This window comes from Hymenobacter algoricola (genome assembly GCF_039539525.1).
Lineage (GTDB): Bacteria > Bacteroidota > Bacteroidia > Cytophagales > Hymenobacteraceae > Hymenobacter > Hymenobacter algoricola.
Genome location: NZ_BAABDH010000002.1, coordinates 80,006 through 96,375, shown reverse-complemented (window position 1 = coordinate 96,375; position 16,370 = coordinate 80,006). Strand labels below are relative to the sequence as shown.

Below are 16,370 nucleotides of genomic sequence, written 5' to 3'. Positions count from 1 at the left end.
GAAACGGAAGCTTAGCCGACCGGGGCGGGGGTTTCGCTGCCAGCGGCTGGGGTTTCAATTTCATCCCACTGCTTATGAACCTGGACATAGTACCTGTCAAGTAGGGCAGAGGCAGCCTGAACCCTGAATACCTCATGTTGCACCCGCATATCAGCCTCAGTGGCCGGATTTTCCTCGGTTAATAAGCGATGCACAGTGTGCTTGAGGTAAGTAGGCTCGAACGGGCCTCGCATGGCTTCTATAACATCCACACAAGCCCACATTGCTTCACCCGGATCAGCGCACCGCAACATAAAGTCGACAAAGAAGGCCAGATGCTTCGTGCAGTCATACTTACCGCAGGGCCAGATAAGGGTCGAGCTGTAGTTGTGATTGACGGGTGCTACGGCCGCTTGCATGAGTGGCACCAGCACCTGCTCGTCCTTGGCATAGGCAAAAGCATCTGCGACGAAATACTGTACGTCCCGGTCAGTACCATCTTCCAGAAGAGGAGCGAAAGGCAGAAAGCTTTCCTTTCTGTTCCAGCAGGACAGCAGCGCCCGTAAAGTTTTCTGGCGTTCCGCGTTACCACTGGCCGCAGCCTGAGCAATATCTGACCGCAGGTCCGCTAAATGAGCTTTTTTAGATAGATTCATACAACTGCCCTTAATACAGCACCCGAAACTTAATCGTGTGCTCGACCTTGCGCAGGGCCTGGATTACTTCCTGGTCGTATTCCTTGTCGATGTCGGTAATCACGTAGCCGATGTGCTCGTTGGTTTTCAGGTACTGGCCCAGGATGTTGACGTGGTGCTCGGCCAGCACATTGTTGATGCGGGCCAGCACGCCGGGCACGTTGGCGTGGATGTGGATGAGGCGGTGGCCGGGCTGCACGGGCAGCTGGATGTTGGGGAAGTTGACGCTCTGCTGGGTGTTGCCGGTATTCACGTACTGCATGATGCGCTCGGGCACGAACTCGGCGATGTTGCGCTGGGCCTCGGCCGTGCTGCCGCCGATATGGGGCGTGAGCAGTACGTTGGGCAGGCCCCGCAGCTCGGTTTCAAACGTCTCGTCGTTGGTTTTGGGCTCGTAGGGGAATACGTCGATGGCGGCGCCGCCGAGGTGGCCGCTGCGCAGGGCCGCGGCCAGGGCCGGCACATCCACCACATGGCCGCGGGCGTTGTTGAGCAGCAGGGCCCCGGGCTTCATCTGGGCCAGCTCCCGGGCGCCGATGAAGTTCTCGTTTTCCGGGCGGCCGTCGATGTGCAGCGTCACCACGTCGGCCTGGGTGAGCAGCTCCTCCAGGGTGCGGCAGCGCACGGCGTTGCCCAGCTGCAGCTTTTCGGCCACGTCGTAGTAGAGCACCTGCATGCCCACGGCCTCGGCCACCACCGAAAGCTGGGAGCCAATGTTGCCGTAGCCGATGATGCCGAGCTTCTTGCCCCGGATTTCAAACGCGCCCCGCGCCGACTTGTCCCACTCGCCGCGGTGCATCTTGGGGTTTTTCTCGGGGATGCGCCGGGCCAGCACAATGATTTCGCCCAGGGCCAGCTCCACCACCGAGCGGGTGTTGGAAAAGGGCGCGTTGAACACAGCAATGCCGCGCTGCATGCAGCCCGTCAGGTCAATCTGGTTGGTGCCGATGCAGAACGCGCCCACGGCAATCAGGCGGTTGGCGGCGTCGAGCACCCGCTCCGTGACCTGGGTTTTAGAGCGGATGCCCAGGATGCTCACGCCCTCAATCTGCCGGACCAGCTCGTCCTCGTCGAGGCCGCCGGGCACGGTATCGACCTGGTAGCCCTCGGCGCGCAGCAGCTCGGCGGCGCGGGGGTCGGGGTTTTCGAGCAACAACACCTTGATGCGGTTCTTGGGGTAGCTGAGGGTCATCGGGAGCTTGTTCTGGTACAGGAATTCGTCGAAAGAGGGCACCACTTCGTCGGCGCGGGAAGTCACGGCCTCGCGGCTCACGTTTTCGGTGAAGGCGTAAAAGCGGTTGGCCAGGCCGGCTTCGCGGATCTGGTAGTCGGTGTAGCCGTCGCCGAGCACGTACACGTCGCCGTGCAGGTCGAGGCGGCGCAGCTGCTCGATCTTGCCCCCGTCGCGGCTGAGCACGTTGTCGGGGTCGAAGCCGGTGATGCGGCCGTCGGCATCGAAGGTGAAGGTGTTGGCCAGCACGAAGTCGGGGCCGATGCCGAAGTCGGCCACCACGGGCTCGATAAACTCCCGAAAGCCGCTGCTGACGATGTAGACACGGCCCGGAAACTGCTCGAAGAAGCCGCGGTTGCGCACGATGCTGTCGGAAACCCTGGTTTTGAGCCGGGCCACCAGCAGCGGCAGGTGCTCGCGCCGGGCCGGCAGCAGCGCCAGCCGCTGCTGCAGCGACTCGGAAAAGCTCAGCCCTCCGCTCATGCCCGCGTCGGTGAGGGCCCGGATCTGGTCCACTACTTTTTCCTGGTCGGGGTGGCCCTGCAGGGCAATATCGGCCAGCTCGTCGAGCCCTTCCACCTGGGTGAAGGTGCTGTCGAAGTCGATGATGAGGTAGGGCAGCAGCGGGGTCGGAGTCGGCATAAGGGCGGTAATATCGGGCGGAAATGGCATTGGCCCGGCGAAAAATTCCCGCGGAAAAAATATCCCGCCGCTCTTACAACCTTTGCCGGCGGGCTGCCGCTCCCTTCAACGCCATTCGTCCTTCAATCCACTACTTATGAAAAGCATTTCTTTGCTGACGCTGGGCCTGCTGCTGGCCCAGCTCGGCTACGGCCAGCAAACCGAATTCTCGCTGCAGCTCACCTCCGGGCTGGCTGCGTTCCGGGGCACGGGCAGCACCGCCACGTCCATCATTGTTGCCCCGCCTGCCTTCCGGTCATCAGCTTATACTATAAATCCCTACGGCCGGCAGCCCGGCCTGAGCTACGGCGCGGCCACTCAGGTGCAGCGCGTGGGGGCCGGACACAGCCTGTTCGGAGTGCAGGCCGGGTACGAGGCCCTGCGCAGCCGGGTGCAGATTGCCAACGTCTTTACCGACAGCGACGCGGGCATCAGCACCACCGGGCACACCCGCTTTGCGCGGTACTTTATCAACGTGCACCCGTTTGGGGGGCGCCGGTTTGCCGTCAAAGCCCTGGCGGTGGATCTGACGGCTGGCCCGGAACTGGGCATTCTGCTCCGCAACCGGGAAGCCGGAGAGGCGAAGACGGGGCAGGGCGTAACCTACACCACCGACCGCCGGCTGGGTGCCCGGCCCAACTTCGACGGGCGCGTCCGCCTCAACCTGACGGCTTACTACAAGCGTACCGGCCTGTCGGTGGGCTACTCGCAGGGGCTCAACGACTACCGGGAGGGCAGCGTGGGCAGCGGCAAAGTATACTCGCAGGTGTTCCGACTGGGGCTGGCGTACCGGATTTCCGGAACCTAGCCGCCCGGGGCCGGGCGGGGCAGCCCATAGCCAGCCGGGGCGGACCGTACTATCGGCCAAATTGATTTCCTTGGCCCCGGATTCACCCCGCGGCGCTATGAAAACCCTTCTTGCTGGCTGCCTGCTGGTGGGCCTGTTGCTGTTGCTGCTGCCGGCCGGGGCCGGGGCGCAGGCCAACACCACTTTTCGCACCCTGGACGGCCGCCGGCTGCGCGGTCCGGAAATCGACCGGCTCGTGCGGCAGCTGATGGATTCGGCCCGGGTACCGGGGCTGGCGGTGGCTTTGCTGGAAGACAACAAGGTGCGCTACCTGAAAGCCTACGGCTACCGCAACCTGGAAACCCGCGCCCCGCTGGAAACCAGCACCGCCATGTACGGGGCCTCGTTCAGCAAAGCGGTGTTTGCCTACCTGGTCATGCAGCTGGTGGCGGAAAAGCGCCTCGACCTCGACCGGCCCCTGCACCAGTACCTAAGCAAGCCCCTGCCGAACTACGAGGCCTACCAGGACCTGGCCGGCGATGGGCGCTGGCAGCAGATTACGGCCCGCCAGTGCCTGACCCACACCACGGGCCTGCCCAACTAGCGCTGGCTCGCGCCCGACGAAAAGCTGCGGTTCAGGTTTGCGCCCGGTACTCAGTACTGGTATTCGGGCGAAGGAATCCAGCTGCTGCAGCTGGTGGTGGAAACCATCATGCAGCAAGGGCTGACGGAGCTGAGTGCCGAGCGGGTTTTCCGGCCCCTGGGCCTGACGCGCACCAGCTACGTGTGGCAGCCGGCCTTCGATGCCAACTACGCCATCGGCTACGACGAGCAGGGCCAGCCGCTGCCCAAGCGCCGGCGTACCAAGGCCGGGGCCGCGGGCTCCCTGGAAACCACACCTGCCGACTACGCCACGTTTCTGGCCGCCGTGATGCAGGGCAAGGGCCTGAGCTCAGCCGCCAAGGCCGAAATGATCCGGGCCCAGGTCCGGATTCCTTACCAAGCGCAGTTCGGCCCGCTGGCCACCGTCGCCGCCCCCGACAGCAACCGCACCATCCAGCTGAGCTACGGGCTGGGCTGGGGCACGTTTGAGTCGCCCTACGGCCCGGCGTATTTCAAGGAGGGGCACGACGACGGCTGGGAAAATCACAGCGTAGTTTTTGGCAACCGCAACAAAGCGCTGCTGCTGCTGAGCAACAGCTCCAACGCCGACAAGCTATTCCGGGAGCTGCTGGAGAAGCTGCTCGGGGACCAGACTACGCCGTGGCAGTGGGAGAATTATGTGCCCTATAACCACCCAACCGATTAGCGTGGTTGCGGCGTCCAGCTACGGGAGCGAGGGGCGCGCAACGGCTGCCCGGGGTATCGGCCGACCCACCGCAACGGCGCCGGTAGCAGCAGCTTCGTGCTACCCCGGCCACGAGCTGCAACTATCTGCGCTCAGGCCGTCGTCGACGCATAAGCTACGCCACCCGCTTTGTTGCGCAGGCCCGAATCCACTGGTCTTCGTGGCACTCGGGGCAGCGGGCTACTCCCCCGCGGGGCAGCTCCAGCACGTGGCCGCAGGTGGCACAGGCGTAAGGGCCGGGTTCTTCCACGCGACGACGCCCCTGCTCCAGGCGCTCGGGCCAGATGGGCATACCGGGGCGCATATCCTCATTGGCATAAAAATACGCGCTGATGTCGCCGGTGGCTTCGATGTAGGCCCGGCGCACCTGGCCTAAGTGTTCGACCTGCATCTGCCGCAGCTCGCCGAACAGCTCTTTCTGGGTCAGGTTCTGGCTGCGGAAGGCGGCGAGGCAGATGCGGCCATTTTCCACCAGCAGCACCGGTGCGCCCTCGAGCCAGTCGGAGAAGCGGGGCAGCTTTTCCGTCAGCCAGTTGAAAAAGCGGTAGAGTACCGTTACGATTACGAATACCAGCGCCGCGTGCAGCAGCGGCGTGTCGTGGTAAAGCATGGTGTCGCCGGCGGCGGAGCCCAGGGCCAGGATGATGCTCAGCTCGAAGATGGACAGCTGCCGCACCCCGCGCCGCCCCGTTACGCGCAGGGCCCCGATAACCATGACGTAGGTGATCAGGCAGCGCAGCGCTACTTCCAGCAAAAACAGCGGGGGCGCATCGTCCGAAAACAGGATGCGTTGCCAATCGAAGGGGTGGATTGCAGCGGCCAAGAACACGGGGTGAGGAAATAGCTGCTCCCCTAACGCAGCTACGCCCGGCCTCGTTGCTGAACCTGCCGGCTGTCGACGGCCGAGGGCAGTACGCCTTACTTTTTCATCACCGTCTGCACGTCGGTGGCGGGGTCGGCCAGGTTGGCTTCCTGGGGCGCGCTGCGGCCATTGAACAGCAGCAGGCCCCAGGAAAAGGCCAGGCCGCTGATGTCGAGCACGGTGGTGGCCCCGGCGGCGGTGGTAAAGCGCAGCTGCGTCGCCGTCGTTTCTACCACCCGGAGGCCCTTCTCCTGCAGGTAAGCCCGCGACCTGGCCACGAAGATGTGGTTGTCGTCGGCGCTGGTGTTGATGTTGCTTTCGCCGTACTGCTGGCGCAAGCGGTTCATTTTGGCCGGATTGGGAGCGTAGATGACCGCGCAGACGCCCGTAACCTGCAGCGTCGAGCCCTGGGCGCTGGTCGTTACCGCCGTAGTGGTGGTCGTGGGGCGGGCGGCGCGGCGGGTCTGGGCCGGGGCCAGCAGGGGCAAGGCCAGCAGAGCAGAAAGTAAGAGTCTTACCATAGCAGCGGGAGGAGGGAAGGATGGTAAAGGCGGTTTGCGCGGGCTACAAAAGGTACGTAAAAAACCAGCGCGGCAGACTCCGCCGGCCGGGAAGATTTGCCGGCCTCCGCCACCTGGTCGGCCGCACTTTTTTCTGCGGGCCACCGCCCGGGGCCCTGACCCTGGCGGGCCACCCAACCGCTTCGCAAAAAAGCGGTTCTTTGTCGGATGCAGGTTGCCGTTTCTCCCGATGTCGTGGTGCTGTTTGCCGTGCTGGCCCAGGCCCTGTTTGCGGCCGGGCTGCTTTGGGCGGCCCGGCACAACCGCATGCCCAACCGGTTTCTGGCGCTGCTGCTGCTGGCCATTGCCCTGTGGGTGCTCGACGGGTTCTTCCGGGTGGCCAACATCTACGGGCAGAACCCGGACTGGTATTTTCTGCCCATCTACTACTCCTTCGCCTTCGGCCCGCTGCTGTATTTCTACGTGCAGAGCCTGGTCAACCACGATTTCCGGCCCCGGAGCGCCCAGCTCTGGCACTTCGGGCCGGTGCTGGTGCAGGCGGGGCTGTACTGGTGGCTGCGGTTTCAGCCGTACCCGTTCCGGCTCTGGTTCTGGGAACACGTGCACCGGCCCTACACCTACCGCCTCGAGTTTGTCGGCACCTGGCTGTCACTGGTCGTGTACCTGATCTGCTGCCTGCGCCTGCTGGGCCGCTACCGCCGCTGGCTGGCCGACAACTTCTCCGAAACCTCCCAGCTGCGGCTCTACTGGCTGCGGAGCCTGCTGCTGGTGCTGGCCCTGGTGAGTGGGCAGTGGCTGGCCGAGGTCGTGCTGCGCGAGTTCTTCGACGTCTACTACATCTACGACTATTCCACCTGGCTGCTGGGTGGGGTCGTGCTGCTGATTGGCTTCGTGGGGCTGCGCCAGGCCGATATGCGAACCGTCCACTTTGTAGCCGCCCCGGCAGAGCTGCCGCCGGCCGCAGCCCAACCCGCCCCGCCCCGGCGGGAGCCCGACGTGGCCGCCCCGGCCGTGACCGAGCCGCGGGCAGTAGCCGCCGCCGACCCGGCCGTGCTGGAGCGCCTGCGCCGGGCCCTGGAAGACGAGCAGCTCTACCTGAATCCCACGCTGACCCTGGCCGAGCTGTCGGCCCACACCGGGCTGGCGCCGCGGCTGATTTCCTTTACCGTGAACACCGGGTTTGGCCGGCCTTTCAACGAGGTGGTCAACCACTACCGGGTCGAGGCCGTGAAGCGGCGGCTGGTCCAGCCCGCGGAGGTAGCCCGGCTGACCCTGCTGGGCATTGCCCTCGAGTGCGGGTTCAACTCCAAGACCACCTTCAACCGCATCTTCAAGCAGTTTACCGGCGTGGCTCCGAGCGACTACCGCCCCCGGCCCGACCCCGCCGACGCGCGGGCGTAGGCCCACATCATGATTCGGGACGCCCCAGCGGCGGATCCGGGGCGCCTGGGGCCGGTGGGCCGCCCACCTTTGGACCGTACTCCAACCCGCCTACAGCCATGAAAAAATGCTTCCTTCTCCTGGCCCTGCTGGCCAGCCTTGCCGCCCGGGCCCAGACGGCCTGGACCGACCACTCCCGCGTGCTGCCCGACAAGCTGCGGCGGGTACCCGTGGGCCTCACGCTCTGGCACTCGCCCAACCCGAATTATCCGGTGCCCGACCCCGACCAGCCCGGGCAGTTCCGCTGGACGCACAGCACCATGGTGCGCAACGAGCTGGGCGAGCCGCTGCAGATTGTGGAGTGCGGCAGCTTTATCTGGTACAGCGCCGCGGGCTGGCAGGCCAACCTGCAGCAGACCCCGGCCGAATTCGCCGAGCAGTTTGGCTGCCCCCAGGGCCAGCTGCGGCCGCAGGCCACCTACACTTTTGCCAAAAACATCCGCTATGCCCGGAGCGCCAAAAGCCTCTACGGCGGCGACGCGCTCTGGTACATTCTGGCCCGCGACAAAGCCGGCAAGCTCTACAAAGGAACGGGCCTCATTGAAACGGAAGCCGACGTGCAGTGAGCCGGCCGGGGCCTGCGGGCCGCCGGCGTTTGTTTTTTCTCCCTTACTATCTACCCCCTATGAAAACGCTTTTCCTGCTTTTGCTGACCGGCCTGCTGCTGGCCTTTCAGCCGGCCGCCACTTCCTACCAGGTCAGTCCCGCCACCAGCCGCCTCACCTGGACGGGCTACGCCGAAACCGGCACCTGGGCGCCCACGGGCACGCTGCTGCTGCGCCGGGGCCGCTTCGACTACGACGGCACCCGGCTGCGCAACGGCCGCTTCGAGTTCGACATGGCTAGCATCACCCACACCAATGCGCAGCTGCAGCAGCATCTGCGGGACGTGGATTTCTTCGACGTGGAACGCTTTCCTACGGCCGTCTTCAGCCTGCGCGAAGTCGCCAACGGGGTAGCGGTGGGCGAGCTGACGCTCAAGGGCATCACCCGGCCCCTGCAGTTTCCGGTTAGTCTCACGCGGCGGCCCGGGGGCAGCCTGGCCCTGCGCGGCACGGCCACGCTTGACCGCACCAGGTTTGGGGTGAACTACAACTCCAGCAGCTTTTTTCAGAACCTGGGCAGCTACGCCATCCGCAACGACTTTCAGCTGGAGTTCGAGCTGCTGGCCACCCCGGGGCAGCCCTAAGCTGGCGGCGGCAAAGCGCAACGCCCGGCCGCAACTACATGCGGCCGGGCGTTGGAGCAAAGGCTCAGGCGGGAATAAGGCCTAGTTCTTCGGCTTGATTTTGGTTTTTCTAGGCTTGTCCTTCACCTTGACGTTGGAGGGCACCACCTGCACCGGGGGCGCCTGGGTTACGGTAGTCGTCGGGTTCACCGTCGTGGTGGTCGACTCCACGGTGGTCGTGGCCGCCGGCGCCGGCGCCGACAGCGAAGGCATGGTGGTCGTGGTTTCCTTCGTGGTGGTCGTGCTGGTTTGCGCACTGGCTGAATAAGCCCCCGTAGCAAGCAAGGCGGCAATAACAAGAAGCTTTTTCATGAGCACAACAGTTTGCGGTGAGAAATAACGCCGCTCCAAATAGCAGCAGCAGCGGTTGGTTGGCCTCTAACGCAGCGGCCGGAGAATAGTTCAGCTTCCCCAGGCACGGCGCCCCTCGGGCCGGAATGCGGGCCAGGTCGGGCAACCGCTTTGGATGAGTGCCGGAGGCGTTCCGCCACACTCTGAGCAAAATGCTGCACCCTCAGGCGTGGGGCGAAGACGGCGCTTCGGCCGCCTCCGGATTGTATTTGATGCCGCCGAACATGTAGAGCATGATGGCGCGGGAATACCGCACCACCAGCGGCGTGGTAACGAGCACGAGCAGCGTCACGAGCAGGATGTAGACCCAGGTTGGCGGGTCATCGAACAGGTAGTAGGCCGTGACGCCCCCGATGGCGAAGCAGGCGACGGAGAAGCCGTAGCTCACGAACATGGCACCCCAGTAAAAGCCCGGCTCGGGCTCGTAGGCCAGCCCGCACACGGGGCATTGGGCAGGCATCCGGGCAAAGCCGGTGCTTAAAGCCGAGGTAGTGAACATCCTGCCCTCGTGGCAGCGCGGGCAGCGCAGATCGAGCAGGGCCAGGGCAGTGGAATCAATTCTGGGCATAAACGGGGCAGCAAGGGGTGAGGCAGCACGGGACCAAGGGCTTTTTACGGGCCCTGGCCCCGCAGGGCGAACTTCGGGGTGGTTAAAAACACCGCCGCCGGGGCCGGCCCGGCGGTGCGACAAAGGTCGTACGTCATACTCAGCGCCGGAAACGAGCTTTCTGCCGGTTTGGACCGGGCCGCTCTTTCCCCGCAACTCTATGCCCCGGCCTGGCTGAGCGCCTGCAAATCGTCGGGGGTGAGGCGCAGCTCGGCGGCCTGGAGCAACTCCGTGACCTGGCCGGGGCTGGTGGCGCTGGCAATGGGAGCGGTAAGGCCGGGCTGGGCCATAAGCCAGGCCAGGGCCACCTGGGCGGGCGTGGCCTGCCGGCGGGCGGCCACCGCATCGAGGGCCTGCAGCAGGCGCAGGCCCTTCTCGTTGAGGTATTTCTGGCCCACGCCGCCGCCCCGGGGGCTTTTCTGCAGATCCTGCTCCGTACGGTACTTGCCGGTCAGGAAGCCGGCGGCCAGGCCGTAGTAGGGAATCACGCCGATCTGCTCTTCCCGCACCAGCGGCAGCAGGTCGTGCTCAAACTCGGTGCGGTCGTAAAGGTTATAAAGCGGCTGCAGGCTTTCGTAGCGGGGCAGGCCGTGCTGCCGGCTGGCGGCCAGGGACTCGCGCAGGCGCGCCGCCGTAAAGTTGGACGCCCCAATCACGCGCACCTTGCCGGCCTGCACCAGCCCGGCGTAGGCGCCCAGGGTTTCCTCCACCGGCGTGGCGGGGTCGTCCTTGTGCGACTGATACAGGTCGATGTAGTCGGTCTGCAGGCGCCGGAGCGAGCCTTCCACGGCCCGCCGGATGTAGTCTTTGCCCAGGCCCTTGTTTTCGGGATTCACCTCCCAGCCGACTTTGGTGGCAAGGATAACGTCGTCGCGGCGGCCGCGCTGCCGCAGCCACTTGCCGATAATGGTTTCCGACTCGCCGCCCACGTGGCCGGGCACCCACACCGAGTAGCCGTCGGCCGTGTCGATGGCGTTGCCGCCCCCGGCCACGAAGGCGTCGAGGATGCGGAAGGAAGTAGCTTCGTCGGCGGTCCAGCCAAACACGTTGCCGCCCAGCACGAGCGGGGCCAGCTGCAGCTCTGATTTTCCGAGGGTTCGTTTTTGCATGAGGCTTTCGGGCCGGACTGGTAAGTTGGTCCGGCCGTGTAGTACTGCCGAACGGGGGGGAATTGTTGCGGGCGGGTAAAACCGCCGACTGCGCGGCCTCGTTCATTAATAGAGGCGGCCTGCTGGTCAGCCGTCGGAAAAGGCGGCCGGACCGTGTGGTCAGGTGCCCACTCTTTACCCCGGAGCAATGAAAAAATATCGTTTTCTGGTCCTGGCCGGCCTGTTGGCCGGCTTCGCCACCTCGGCTATGGCCCAGCACCAGCCGGCTCCCGGCGCGGCGGCCCCGGTCCGCCGCCAGGCCCGCCCCGCCCGCCCCCAGGTCACCCCACCGACCTACTACATGGTCTTGCTGAGAGCCGCGAAAGTGTCGGAATCCGACATTGAAGCCCTGGCCACCGTGCGGGCCGCCCACATGGCCTACCTGCAGCAGCTGCGGCAGGAGGGCAAGCTGGCCCTGGCCGGCAGCTGCCCCGGCGCCGACCAGAGCCTGCAGAGCATGTACCTGCTCAAGGTGGCCGATCTGCCGGCGGCCCAGGCTCTGAGCGCCGCTGATCCGTGCGTGCAGCTGGGCCGCCTCACGGCCGAAGTGTACCCGTGGGTGGGGCAGGGCAGCGCCAAACTTTAGTCTGCCTTATATTGCGCGGCACTTATCCGGGCATAATGCTTGTGAGGGCGCAACGCTCCACGGCGGAGCTACGTCGCTAGCCTTCGCCGAGTGGCCTTTCTGACGGCCCGCTGCCTTTTTTTTCGCCGCCAATGCGCTTTCTACTTCTTGCTGGTTTGCTGCTGCTGCAGGTCGGGGCCCGGGCCCAGGCGCTGACCGAACGTAACTTTCAGAAATACTTCGATGCCTACGGCGTGCGGGGCTCGTTTCTGCTCTACGATCAGCAGGCCAATAAATTCACGGCCTACAACGTGGCCCGCTGCAACGAAGGCTTTCTGCCCGGGGCCACGTTCCAGATTCCGGCCGTGCTCATCGGCCTCGAAACCGGCGTCCTGGCCGATACCAGCCAGCTGCTGCACAACGACGGCACCCAGCCCGCCGACGGCATCTGGATTAAGGATGAGTCGGTGGGCTGGGCCATCCGCCACAAGTGTGAGCCCTGCTTCCAGCAGCTGTCCCGCGACATTGGTGTGAAGCGCTACCAGCAGAAGCTCATCGGCATGAAGTTCGGCATCATGGTGGTGATGCCCGAGTCGCTGGACAGCTTCTGGCAGTCGGGGGTGTCGCGCATCTCGCAGTTTCAGCAGGTGGCCTTTCTGCGGCGGCTCTACAACCGGCAGCTGCCCTTCTCGCCCCGCCACCAGGACCTGACCAAAAGCCTGTTCCGGCTGCAGTCGGCGCCCGGCTGGACGCTCTACGGCAAGGTGGGCAAAACGCGGCGGGGCAAAATGAGCAACGGCTGGTTTGTGGGCTGGCTGGAGCAGGCCGGCAACGTGTACTTCTTCGCCCTGAACGTGGAGCCTAAAGACGGCAAGGATGCCAACGAGCAGTTCCTGAAGGGCCGCCGCGAAATTACGGAGCGGCTGCTGCAGGAGCTCAGCCTGATGCCGGGGCCGGCCGCCGCCAAGAAGTAAGCCACTTCAGCACTCCCCATCTATTAGCAGCGGTGAGCCAAGCAAGAAGCGCCGGCGTCGCTTCCAGGCCAGCTTAGCGCGCCTCCCGCAGCACCACCAGCCGCTGCTGCTGACCCAGCAGCCCGGCGGCGTACACGCCCCCGGGCACCGGCCGGCCGGCGGCATCCCGGCCGTCCCAGGGCAGAGCGTGGGCGCCGGGTGCCTGGAAGCCCGTGGGCAGGGTGCGGACGACGAGGCCGGCGGCGTTGCGGATCTGCACTGAGTAGGCTCCGGGCGTAAGCAGGGAGTAGCGCAGGGTGGTGCCGTCGGAGAACGTGCGGTTGTCGGGCGCTTCCAGCGTGGCCGCGTCGGGGGCGGTGCCGGCGGCCGGGGCGGTGTTCAGCTGCAGGCCGCGGACGGACAGCGCAACGGGCTTGCTTTCGAGCAGAAAGCGCAGCCGCAGCAGCTGGGTGGCGGCCTCGTACTGCCACTCGGAGGCCGGAATGACTTCGCCGTCGAGCAGCACGGCCGTGGGAGCGGCGGCCACCCGGGGCAGCAGCAGCTCGATGGTGCGCCAGACCGGGGCGTTGGGGTACCCCTTACCGCCCACGCTCAGGTGGATGTCGGCTTGCCCGGCGCTCATCCGGCCCTCGAAGGAAATCAGCTGAAACTGCCCGAGCTGGCCGGCCAGCGCCGATTGGCCGTCGTCGTCGTACAGCGTGAAGCGCGAGGTGGGCACGGCCGGGTCGGCGTAGTAGCGCACCCGCAGCGTGTCGGTGTGGTAGCGGGCGGTGGAGGAGACGTAGGGCGCCAGGGGCAGAAAGGCGCCGGCCCGCACCAGCAGCGGGGCGTGGGCCAGCGGCGCGGGCAAACTCACGGTGCGGCCGCCGGTCAGGGTCTGGTGGGAGTAGAAGTCAATCCAGGAGCCGGCGGGCAGCACCACGTTGCGACGGCGCTGCCCGGGCTGCATCACCGGGGCCACCAGCAGGCTGGGGCCCAGCAGGTACTGGTCGTTGAGGTTGGCCAGGGCCTCGGTATTACTATCCTTACTCGGCCGGATTATGGGAAAACCACTGGCCAGCCCAGTGCGGCGGACAGTAGCCGGGGCATGCTCGACTACAATTGCATCTTCACGAGTCATTCGGCCATACGTTGCGCCCTGGCCATCGTTGAAATAAGCGCTACCCTCCGGAATGGCTTTCCAGGAGGGTAGCCCAATATTCTCAGTTGTAAAACCAGCAGCTTTTTCCTCCGAACTCAAGGGGGCATTTATCTGCAAAAAAGTGAGTCCGAAGTTCATGGGGCGCACCAGGGGCGTGCCGGTCTGGGAGTTTTCCCAGGCCAGAGAGTAGAGGTAGGGCATCAGCTCGTAGCGCAGGTGGGTGGCGTTGCGCACGATGCTGCGGTAGGGCTCCGGGTACCAGTAGGGCTCGGGCGGCACGCCTTCGCCGTGGGGGCGCAGCACCGGGCCCAGGCTGGCCATCTGCAGCCAGCGGGTGTACAGCTCGGCATCGACGGGGCCCACGCAGAAGCCGCCGGCATCGGAGTGCATGTAGCCCACGCCGCCCATGCCCATGCCCAGCATAATGGGCACCTGGGCCTGGTAGCCCGACCACGACCGGTTCACGTCGCCCGACCACGGAAACACGCTGTTGCGCTGCATGCCCGCCCAGCCCGAGCGCACCAGGTTGAACAGCCGCTCGTTGGGGTAGTACAGGGCGTAGTTTTTGGCGAAGATATCGGCCCAGGCCTGCCCGTAGGCGTTATGCACGGCCCGGGTCGAGCCCGTCAGGTGGTTCATGTCGAGCGGGTGGTTTTCGGGCTCGCCCAGGTCGCTCCACCAGCCGCCCACGCCTTCTTCCTTGTGGCGCTTGTAGTAGTTCCAGAGCCAGTTCCGGGTTTCGGGGCGGAACATGTCGAGCAACGTGGCCGGCCCGGCCCAGAACGACGATACGGTGTAGGCCCGGCCCCGCCCATCGGTGCCCACCAGCTCCCGGGCCCGCACCTCGGCGTCGTTGCGGGAGTTGCGCATCACGTAGGGCTCGGAAATCAGCACCGTTTTGACGCCCGCCGAGTCGAGGCGGCGCATCATGGTGGCCGGCTTGGGAAAGGCCCGGTAGTCCCACTCCAGGTTGCCCTGGTCCTTGGTGGTGCCAAACCAGTACAGATCGAGTACCAGCGCGTCAAGGGGGAAGTTGTTGCGGCGCATGCGGCGGGCCACCTGCTCGGTTTCGAGCTGGCTGCGGTAGCCGAAGCGGCTTTGCACCAGCCCCAGCGCCCAGCGCGGCGGCAGGGGCTGGCGGCCGGTGAGCCGAGTGTAGCGGTCCAGGATTTCGGCGTAGGAGCTGCCGGCAATGATGAAGTAGCCCAGGTTGACCAGGTTTTCCCCGCTGTATTCGAGTACGTCCTTGTTGGTGGCGCCCAGGTCGAGGGTGGCGGCGGTGTGGTGGTCGAACAGCAGCGCGTAGCCCCGGCTCGACACGACCACCGGCAGGGTGATGCCCAGGTTGGCTTCCCCATTCTGGAAGGCGTAGTGGGCCTGGTTATACAGCTCCAGCCGGCGGCCGCGGCGGTCCTGGGGCAGGGCCCGGGAGCCGGTGCCGTAGAGGTGCTCCCCGGGGCTCAGCCGGAACGTGACGCCCGTGCCGCCGGCCCCGGAGGTTTCGGTAGTCTGCCGCTGAAACACGCCGCCGGCTTCGGCAACGACGGGTTCAGAGCCGTGCTGGTAGCTGATACGGAGCGGATTCTTCTGAATGCGGATGGTGTATTCAGTGCCGCCCGCGTTTTTCACCAGGGGCCATACCAGCGCGCTGACCTCGTTGCGCACGAAGCTGCCGTCACGTTGCACGTTGGTGAGGTATGGCTCCAGCTTGCGGTTAAGACCCTTGCCAAAAACTTCCGGCTGCTGCACCACGCTTACCGAGGCGTCGGGTTTGATGGGGCTGCCGGCGGGAAAGTACTCCACCCGGACTACGCCTTCAGCCCAAGGCTGTACCCGCAGCGTGCCGCCGTCAGTGCTTTTGATGCTCAGGATGCCACCAGCATAGGTGTGGCTGCGGTAGTTGCCGATGGAAACGGGGGTGGCCGGGGTTTCGCGCCGCGCAAACGGGTCCTGGGTGGGCGGGCCGGCTTCGCGCTGGGCGTAGGCACTCAGGGGCAGCAGCAGGACAGACAGCAACAGGGAGCGGCAAAAACGGGCGGGCATGGCAACGAAAGTCAATGGGTGGCCCAAGATACTAGCCCGCGGCCCCCGGGCCCAACTTTCGCAGCAACGAGCCGGCCAAATCTGGCGTACAGCTTAGCTCAACCCCAACTCCTACCCCTATGGCCCTTTCCTCCGCCAACCTCAACGACCACCTCTACTCCACCAACCTGTCGTTGGGCGACCTGTTCAACAACCACACCTTCGCCCACGACCCCAGCGGCCTGGTGCCCATCATCGACAGCTGGATTCCCTACCTGCAAAACTCCGGCAGCTCCATCACTGCCGCCGCCGGCACGGCCCTGGGCCAGCTCAAGGAATTCGTCCAGACCGGCGACCGGGCCAATGCCAGCGCCCTGATGCAGCGCCTGGGCGAGCAGGCCTCCAAGTCGGCCAGCAGCGTGCACGACTGGGCCGGCCCCCACGGCCACAACGGCATCGGGGACCAGATGCGCCACCTGGGCCAGCTGCTGATTATGGCCGCCGGCAACCTGAAATCCTACGTGCCCACCCGCGTATGAGCCCGGCTACGCCAACCAGTCCTGGCGGGCAACGCCAGACAAGCCGGCCCGGGCAATACAGACAAGCCGGATGAACCGCAAAGCCCCGCCGTAAGAATACGGCGGGGCTTTTTGCGGTAACGGGAAGTTCCCCTGCGCGAGGCATCAGGGCCATGGCAACGACAACGTTCAACGCCTCGCGCAGGGGAACTTCGCGTTGCCTCTAACGGGTGCAAAATGGAAAAAGCTCTTCCCGTCTTCGAGGCCGGATT

At 65.4% G+C, this 16,370-nt stretch carries 15 protein-coding genes and 1 pseudogene; 8 read left to right on the top strand and 8 right to left on the bottom strand.

The genetic code is table 11. The features are described from left to right. Window positions 1-11 precede the first annotated feature (11 nt). Complete coding sequence (locus tag ABD842_RS00440; RefSeq protein ID WP_345108469.1) at window positions 12-635, bottom strand: hypothetical protein; 624 nt, start codon at window positions 633-635, stop codon at window positions 12-14. A gap of 10 nt (window positions 636-645) precedes the next feature. Continuing rightward, entirely contained in the window at window positions 646-2,547 is a 1,902-nt protein-coding gene (gene serA / locus ABD842_RS00435) for a phosphoglycerate dehydrogenase (RefSeq protein ID WP_345108467.1), read from the bottom strand. A 136-nt stretch (window positions 2,548-2,683) separates the two neighbouring features. Between serA and ABD842_RS00430 the strand changes: the two genes are divergently transcribed. Both ABD842_RS00430 and ABD842_RS00425 read left to right on the top strand, forming a co-directional pair. After that, window positions 2,684-3,394: a hypothetical protein gene (locus ABD842_RS00430; protein ID WP_345108464.1), complete on the top strand. Its 711-nt coding sequence runs from the start codon at window positions 2,684-2,686 to the stop codon at window positions 3,392-3,394. Between the two features lie 97 nt (window positions 3,395-3,491). Beyond that, window positions 3,492-4,682: pseudogene (locus tag ABD842_RS00425) on the top strand (serine hydrolase domain-containing protein). Between the two features lie 154 nt (window positions 4,683-4,836). Here the strand turns inward: ABD842_RS00425 and ABD842_RS00420 are convergent. Beyond that, window positions 4,837-5,544, bottom strand: a complete 708-nt coding sequence (locus ABD842_RS00420; protein ID WP_345108461.1) for a YetF domain-containing protein — start codon at window positions 5,542-5,544, stop codon at window positions 4,837-4,839. Window positions 5,545-5,639: 95 nt separating this feature from the next. Next, the gene (locus ABD842_RS00415) at window positions 5,640-6,104 is read right to left on the bottom strand and encodes a hypothetical protein (protein WP_345108458.1); all 465 of its coding nucleotides are present in this window, start codon (window positions 6,102-6,104) and stop codon (window positions 5,640-5,642) included. Window positions 6,105-6,311: 207 nt separating this feature from the next. Here ABD842_RS00415 and ABD842_RS00410 point away from each other — a divergent pair, with 207 nt between their 5' ends. The 3 genes from ABD842_RS00410 to ABD842_RS00400 all read left to right on the top strand — a co-directional run bounded on the left by ABD842_RS00410 (window position 6,312) and on the right by ABD842_RS00400 (window position 8,733). Beyond that, the gene (locus ABD842_RS00410; RefSeq protein WP_345108455.1) at window positions 6,312-7,505 is read left to right on the top strand and encodes a helix-turn-helix domain-containing protein; all 1,194 of its coding nucleotides are present in this window, start codon (window positions 6,312-6,314) and stop codon (window positions 7,503-7,505) included. Between the two features lie 98 nt (window positions 7,506-7,603). Next, window positions 7,604-8,110 carry a hypothetical protein gene (locus ABD842_RS00405; protein ID WP_345108452.1) on the top strand — a complete coding sequence of 169 codons (507 nt, stop codon included), beginning with the start codon at window positions 7,604-7,606 and terminating at the stop codon, window positions 8,108-8,110. Between the two features lie 59 nt (window positions 8,111-8,169). Further along, window positions 8,170-8,733 carry a YceI family protein gene (locus ABD842_RS00400; protein WP_345108449.1) on the top strand — a complete coding sequence of 188 codons (564 nt, stop codon included), beginning with the start codon at window positions 8,170-8,172 and terminating at the stop codon, window positions 8,731-8,733. A gap of 81 nt (window positions 8,734-8,814) precedes the next feature. On the opposite strand, the gene ABD842_RS00395 is transcribed toward ABD842_RS00400, so the two are convergent. From ABD842_RS00395 to ABD842_RS00385, 3 genes are all read right to left on the bottom strand, one after another. Then, entirely contained in the window at window positions 8,815-9,084 is a 270-nt protein-coding gene (locus ABD842_RS00395) for a hypothetical protein (protein ID WP_345108446.1), read from the bottom strand. Window positions 9,085-9,286: 202 nt separating this feature from the next. Continuing rightward, entirely contained in the window at window positions 9,287-9,691 is a 405-nt protein-coding gene (locus ABD842_RS00390; RefSeq protein ID WP_345108444.1) for a DUF983 domain-containing protein, read from the bottom strand. Window positions 9,692-9,888: 197 nt separating this feature from the next. Continuing rightward, window positions 9,889-10,839 (bottom strand): aldo/keto reductase, encoded by a 951-nt coding sequence (locus tag ABD842_RS00385; protein ID WP_345108442.1) that lies wholly within the window; start codon window positions 10,837-10,839, stop codon window positions 9,889-9,891. Window positions 10,840-11,026: 187 nt separating this feature from the next. Between ABD842_RS00385 and ABD842_RS00380 the strand changes: the two genes are divergently transcribed. Both ABD842_RS00380 and ABD842_RS00375 read left to right on the top strand, forming a co-directional pair. Beyond that, window positions 11,027-11,464 carry a YciI family protein gene (locus tag ABD842_RS00380; RefSeq protein ID WP_345108440.1) on the top strand — a complete coding sequence of 146 codons (438 nt, stop codon included), beginning with the start codon at window positions 11,027-11,029 and terminating at the stop codon, window positions 11,462-11,464. Window positions 11,465-11,595: 131 nt separating this feature from the next. Next, window positions 11,596-12,417 (top strand): penicillin-binding transpeptidase domain-containing protein, encoded by an 822-nt coding sequence (locus ABD842_RS00375; protein WP_345108438.1) that lies wholly within the window; start codon window positions 11,596-11,598, stop codon window positions 12,415-12,417. Window positions 12,418-12,490: 73 nt separating this feature from the next. Here the strand turns inward: ABD842_RS00375 and ABD842_RS00370 are convergent, their stop codons facing one another. After that, on the bottom strand, window positions 12,491-15,601 hold the full coding sequence (locus tag ABD842_RS00370) for a TIM-barrel domain-containing protein (RefSeq protein ID WP_345108435.1): 3,111 nt from the start codon (window positions 15,599-15,601) through the stop codon (window positions 12,491-12,493). A gap of 119 nt (window positions 15,602-15,720) precedes the next feature. Here ABD842_RS00370 and ABD842_RS00365 point away from each other — a divergent pair, with 119 nt between their 5' ends. Continuing rightward, window positions 15,721-16,119, top strand: a complete 399-nt coding sequence (locus ABD842_RS00365) for a hypothetical protein (RefSeq protein ID WP_345108432.1) — start codon at window positions 15,721-15,723, stop codon at window positions 16,117-16,119. Window positions 16,120-16,370 lie beyond the last annotated feature (251 nt).

Coding starts and splice junctions, on each gene's coding strand:
- ABD842_RS00440 (WP_345108469.1), bottom strand. CDS start 635: ATGAATCTATCTAAAAAAGCTCATTTAGCGGACCTGCGGTCAGATATT.
- ABD842_RS00390 (WP_345108444.1), bottom strand. CDS start 9,691: ATGCCCAGAATTGATTCCACTGCCCTGGCCCTGCTCGATCTGCGCTGC.
- ABD842_RS00405 (WP_345108452.1), top strand. CDS start 7,604: ATGAAAAAATGCTTCCTTCTCCTGGCCCTGCTGGCCAGCCTTGCCGCC.
- ABD842_RS00430 (WP_345108464.1), top strand. CDS start 2,684: ATGAAAAGCATTTCTTTGCTGACGCTGGGCCTGCTGCTGGCCCAGCTC.
- ABD842_RS00385 (WP_345108442.1), bottom strand. CDS start 10,839: ATGCAAAAACGAACCCTCGGAAAATCAGAGCTGCAGCTGGCCCCGCTC.
- ABD842_RS00395 (WP_345108446.1), bottom strand. CDS start 9,084: ATGAAAAAGCTTCTTGTTATTGCCGCCTTGCTTGCTACGGGGGCTTAT.
- ABD842_RS00380 (WP_345108440.1), top strand. CDS start 11,027: ATGAAAAAATATCGTTTTCTGGTCCTGGCCGGCCTGTTGGCCGGCTTC.
- ABD842_RS00415 (WP_345108458.1), bottom strand. CDS start 6,104: ATGGTAAGACTCTTACTTTCTGCTCTGCTGGCCTTGCCCCTGCTGGCC.
- ABD842_RS00365 (WP_345108432.1), top strand. CDS start 15,721: ATGGCCCTTTCCTCCGCCAACCTCAACGACCACCTCTACTCCACCAAC.
- ABD842_RS00375 (WP_345108438.1), top strand. CDS start 11,596: ATGCGCTTTCTACTTCTTGCTGGTTTGCTGCTGCTGCAGGTCGGGGCC.
- ABD842_RS00400 (WP_345108449.1), top strand. CDS start 8,170: ATGAAAACGCTTTTCCTGCTTTTGCTGACCGGCCTGCTGCTGGCCTTT.
- ABD842_RS00410 (WP_345108455.1), top strand. CDS start 6,312: ATGCAGGTTGCCGTTTCTCCCGATGTCGTGGTGCTGTTTGCCGTGCTG.
- ABD842_RS00370 (WP_345108435.1), bottom strand. CDS start 15,601: ATGCCCGCCCGTTTTTGCCGCTCCCTGTTGCTGTCTGTCCTGCTGCTG.
- serA (WP_345108467.1), bottom strand. CDS start 2,547: ATGCCGACTCCGACCCCGCTGCTGCCCTACCTCATCATCGACTTCGAC.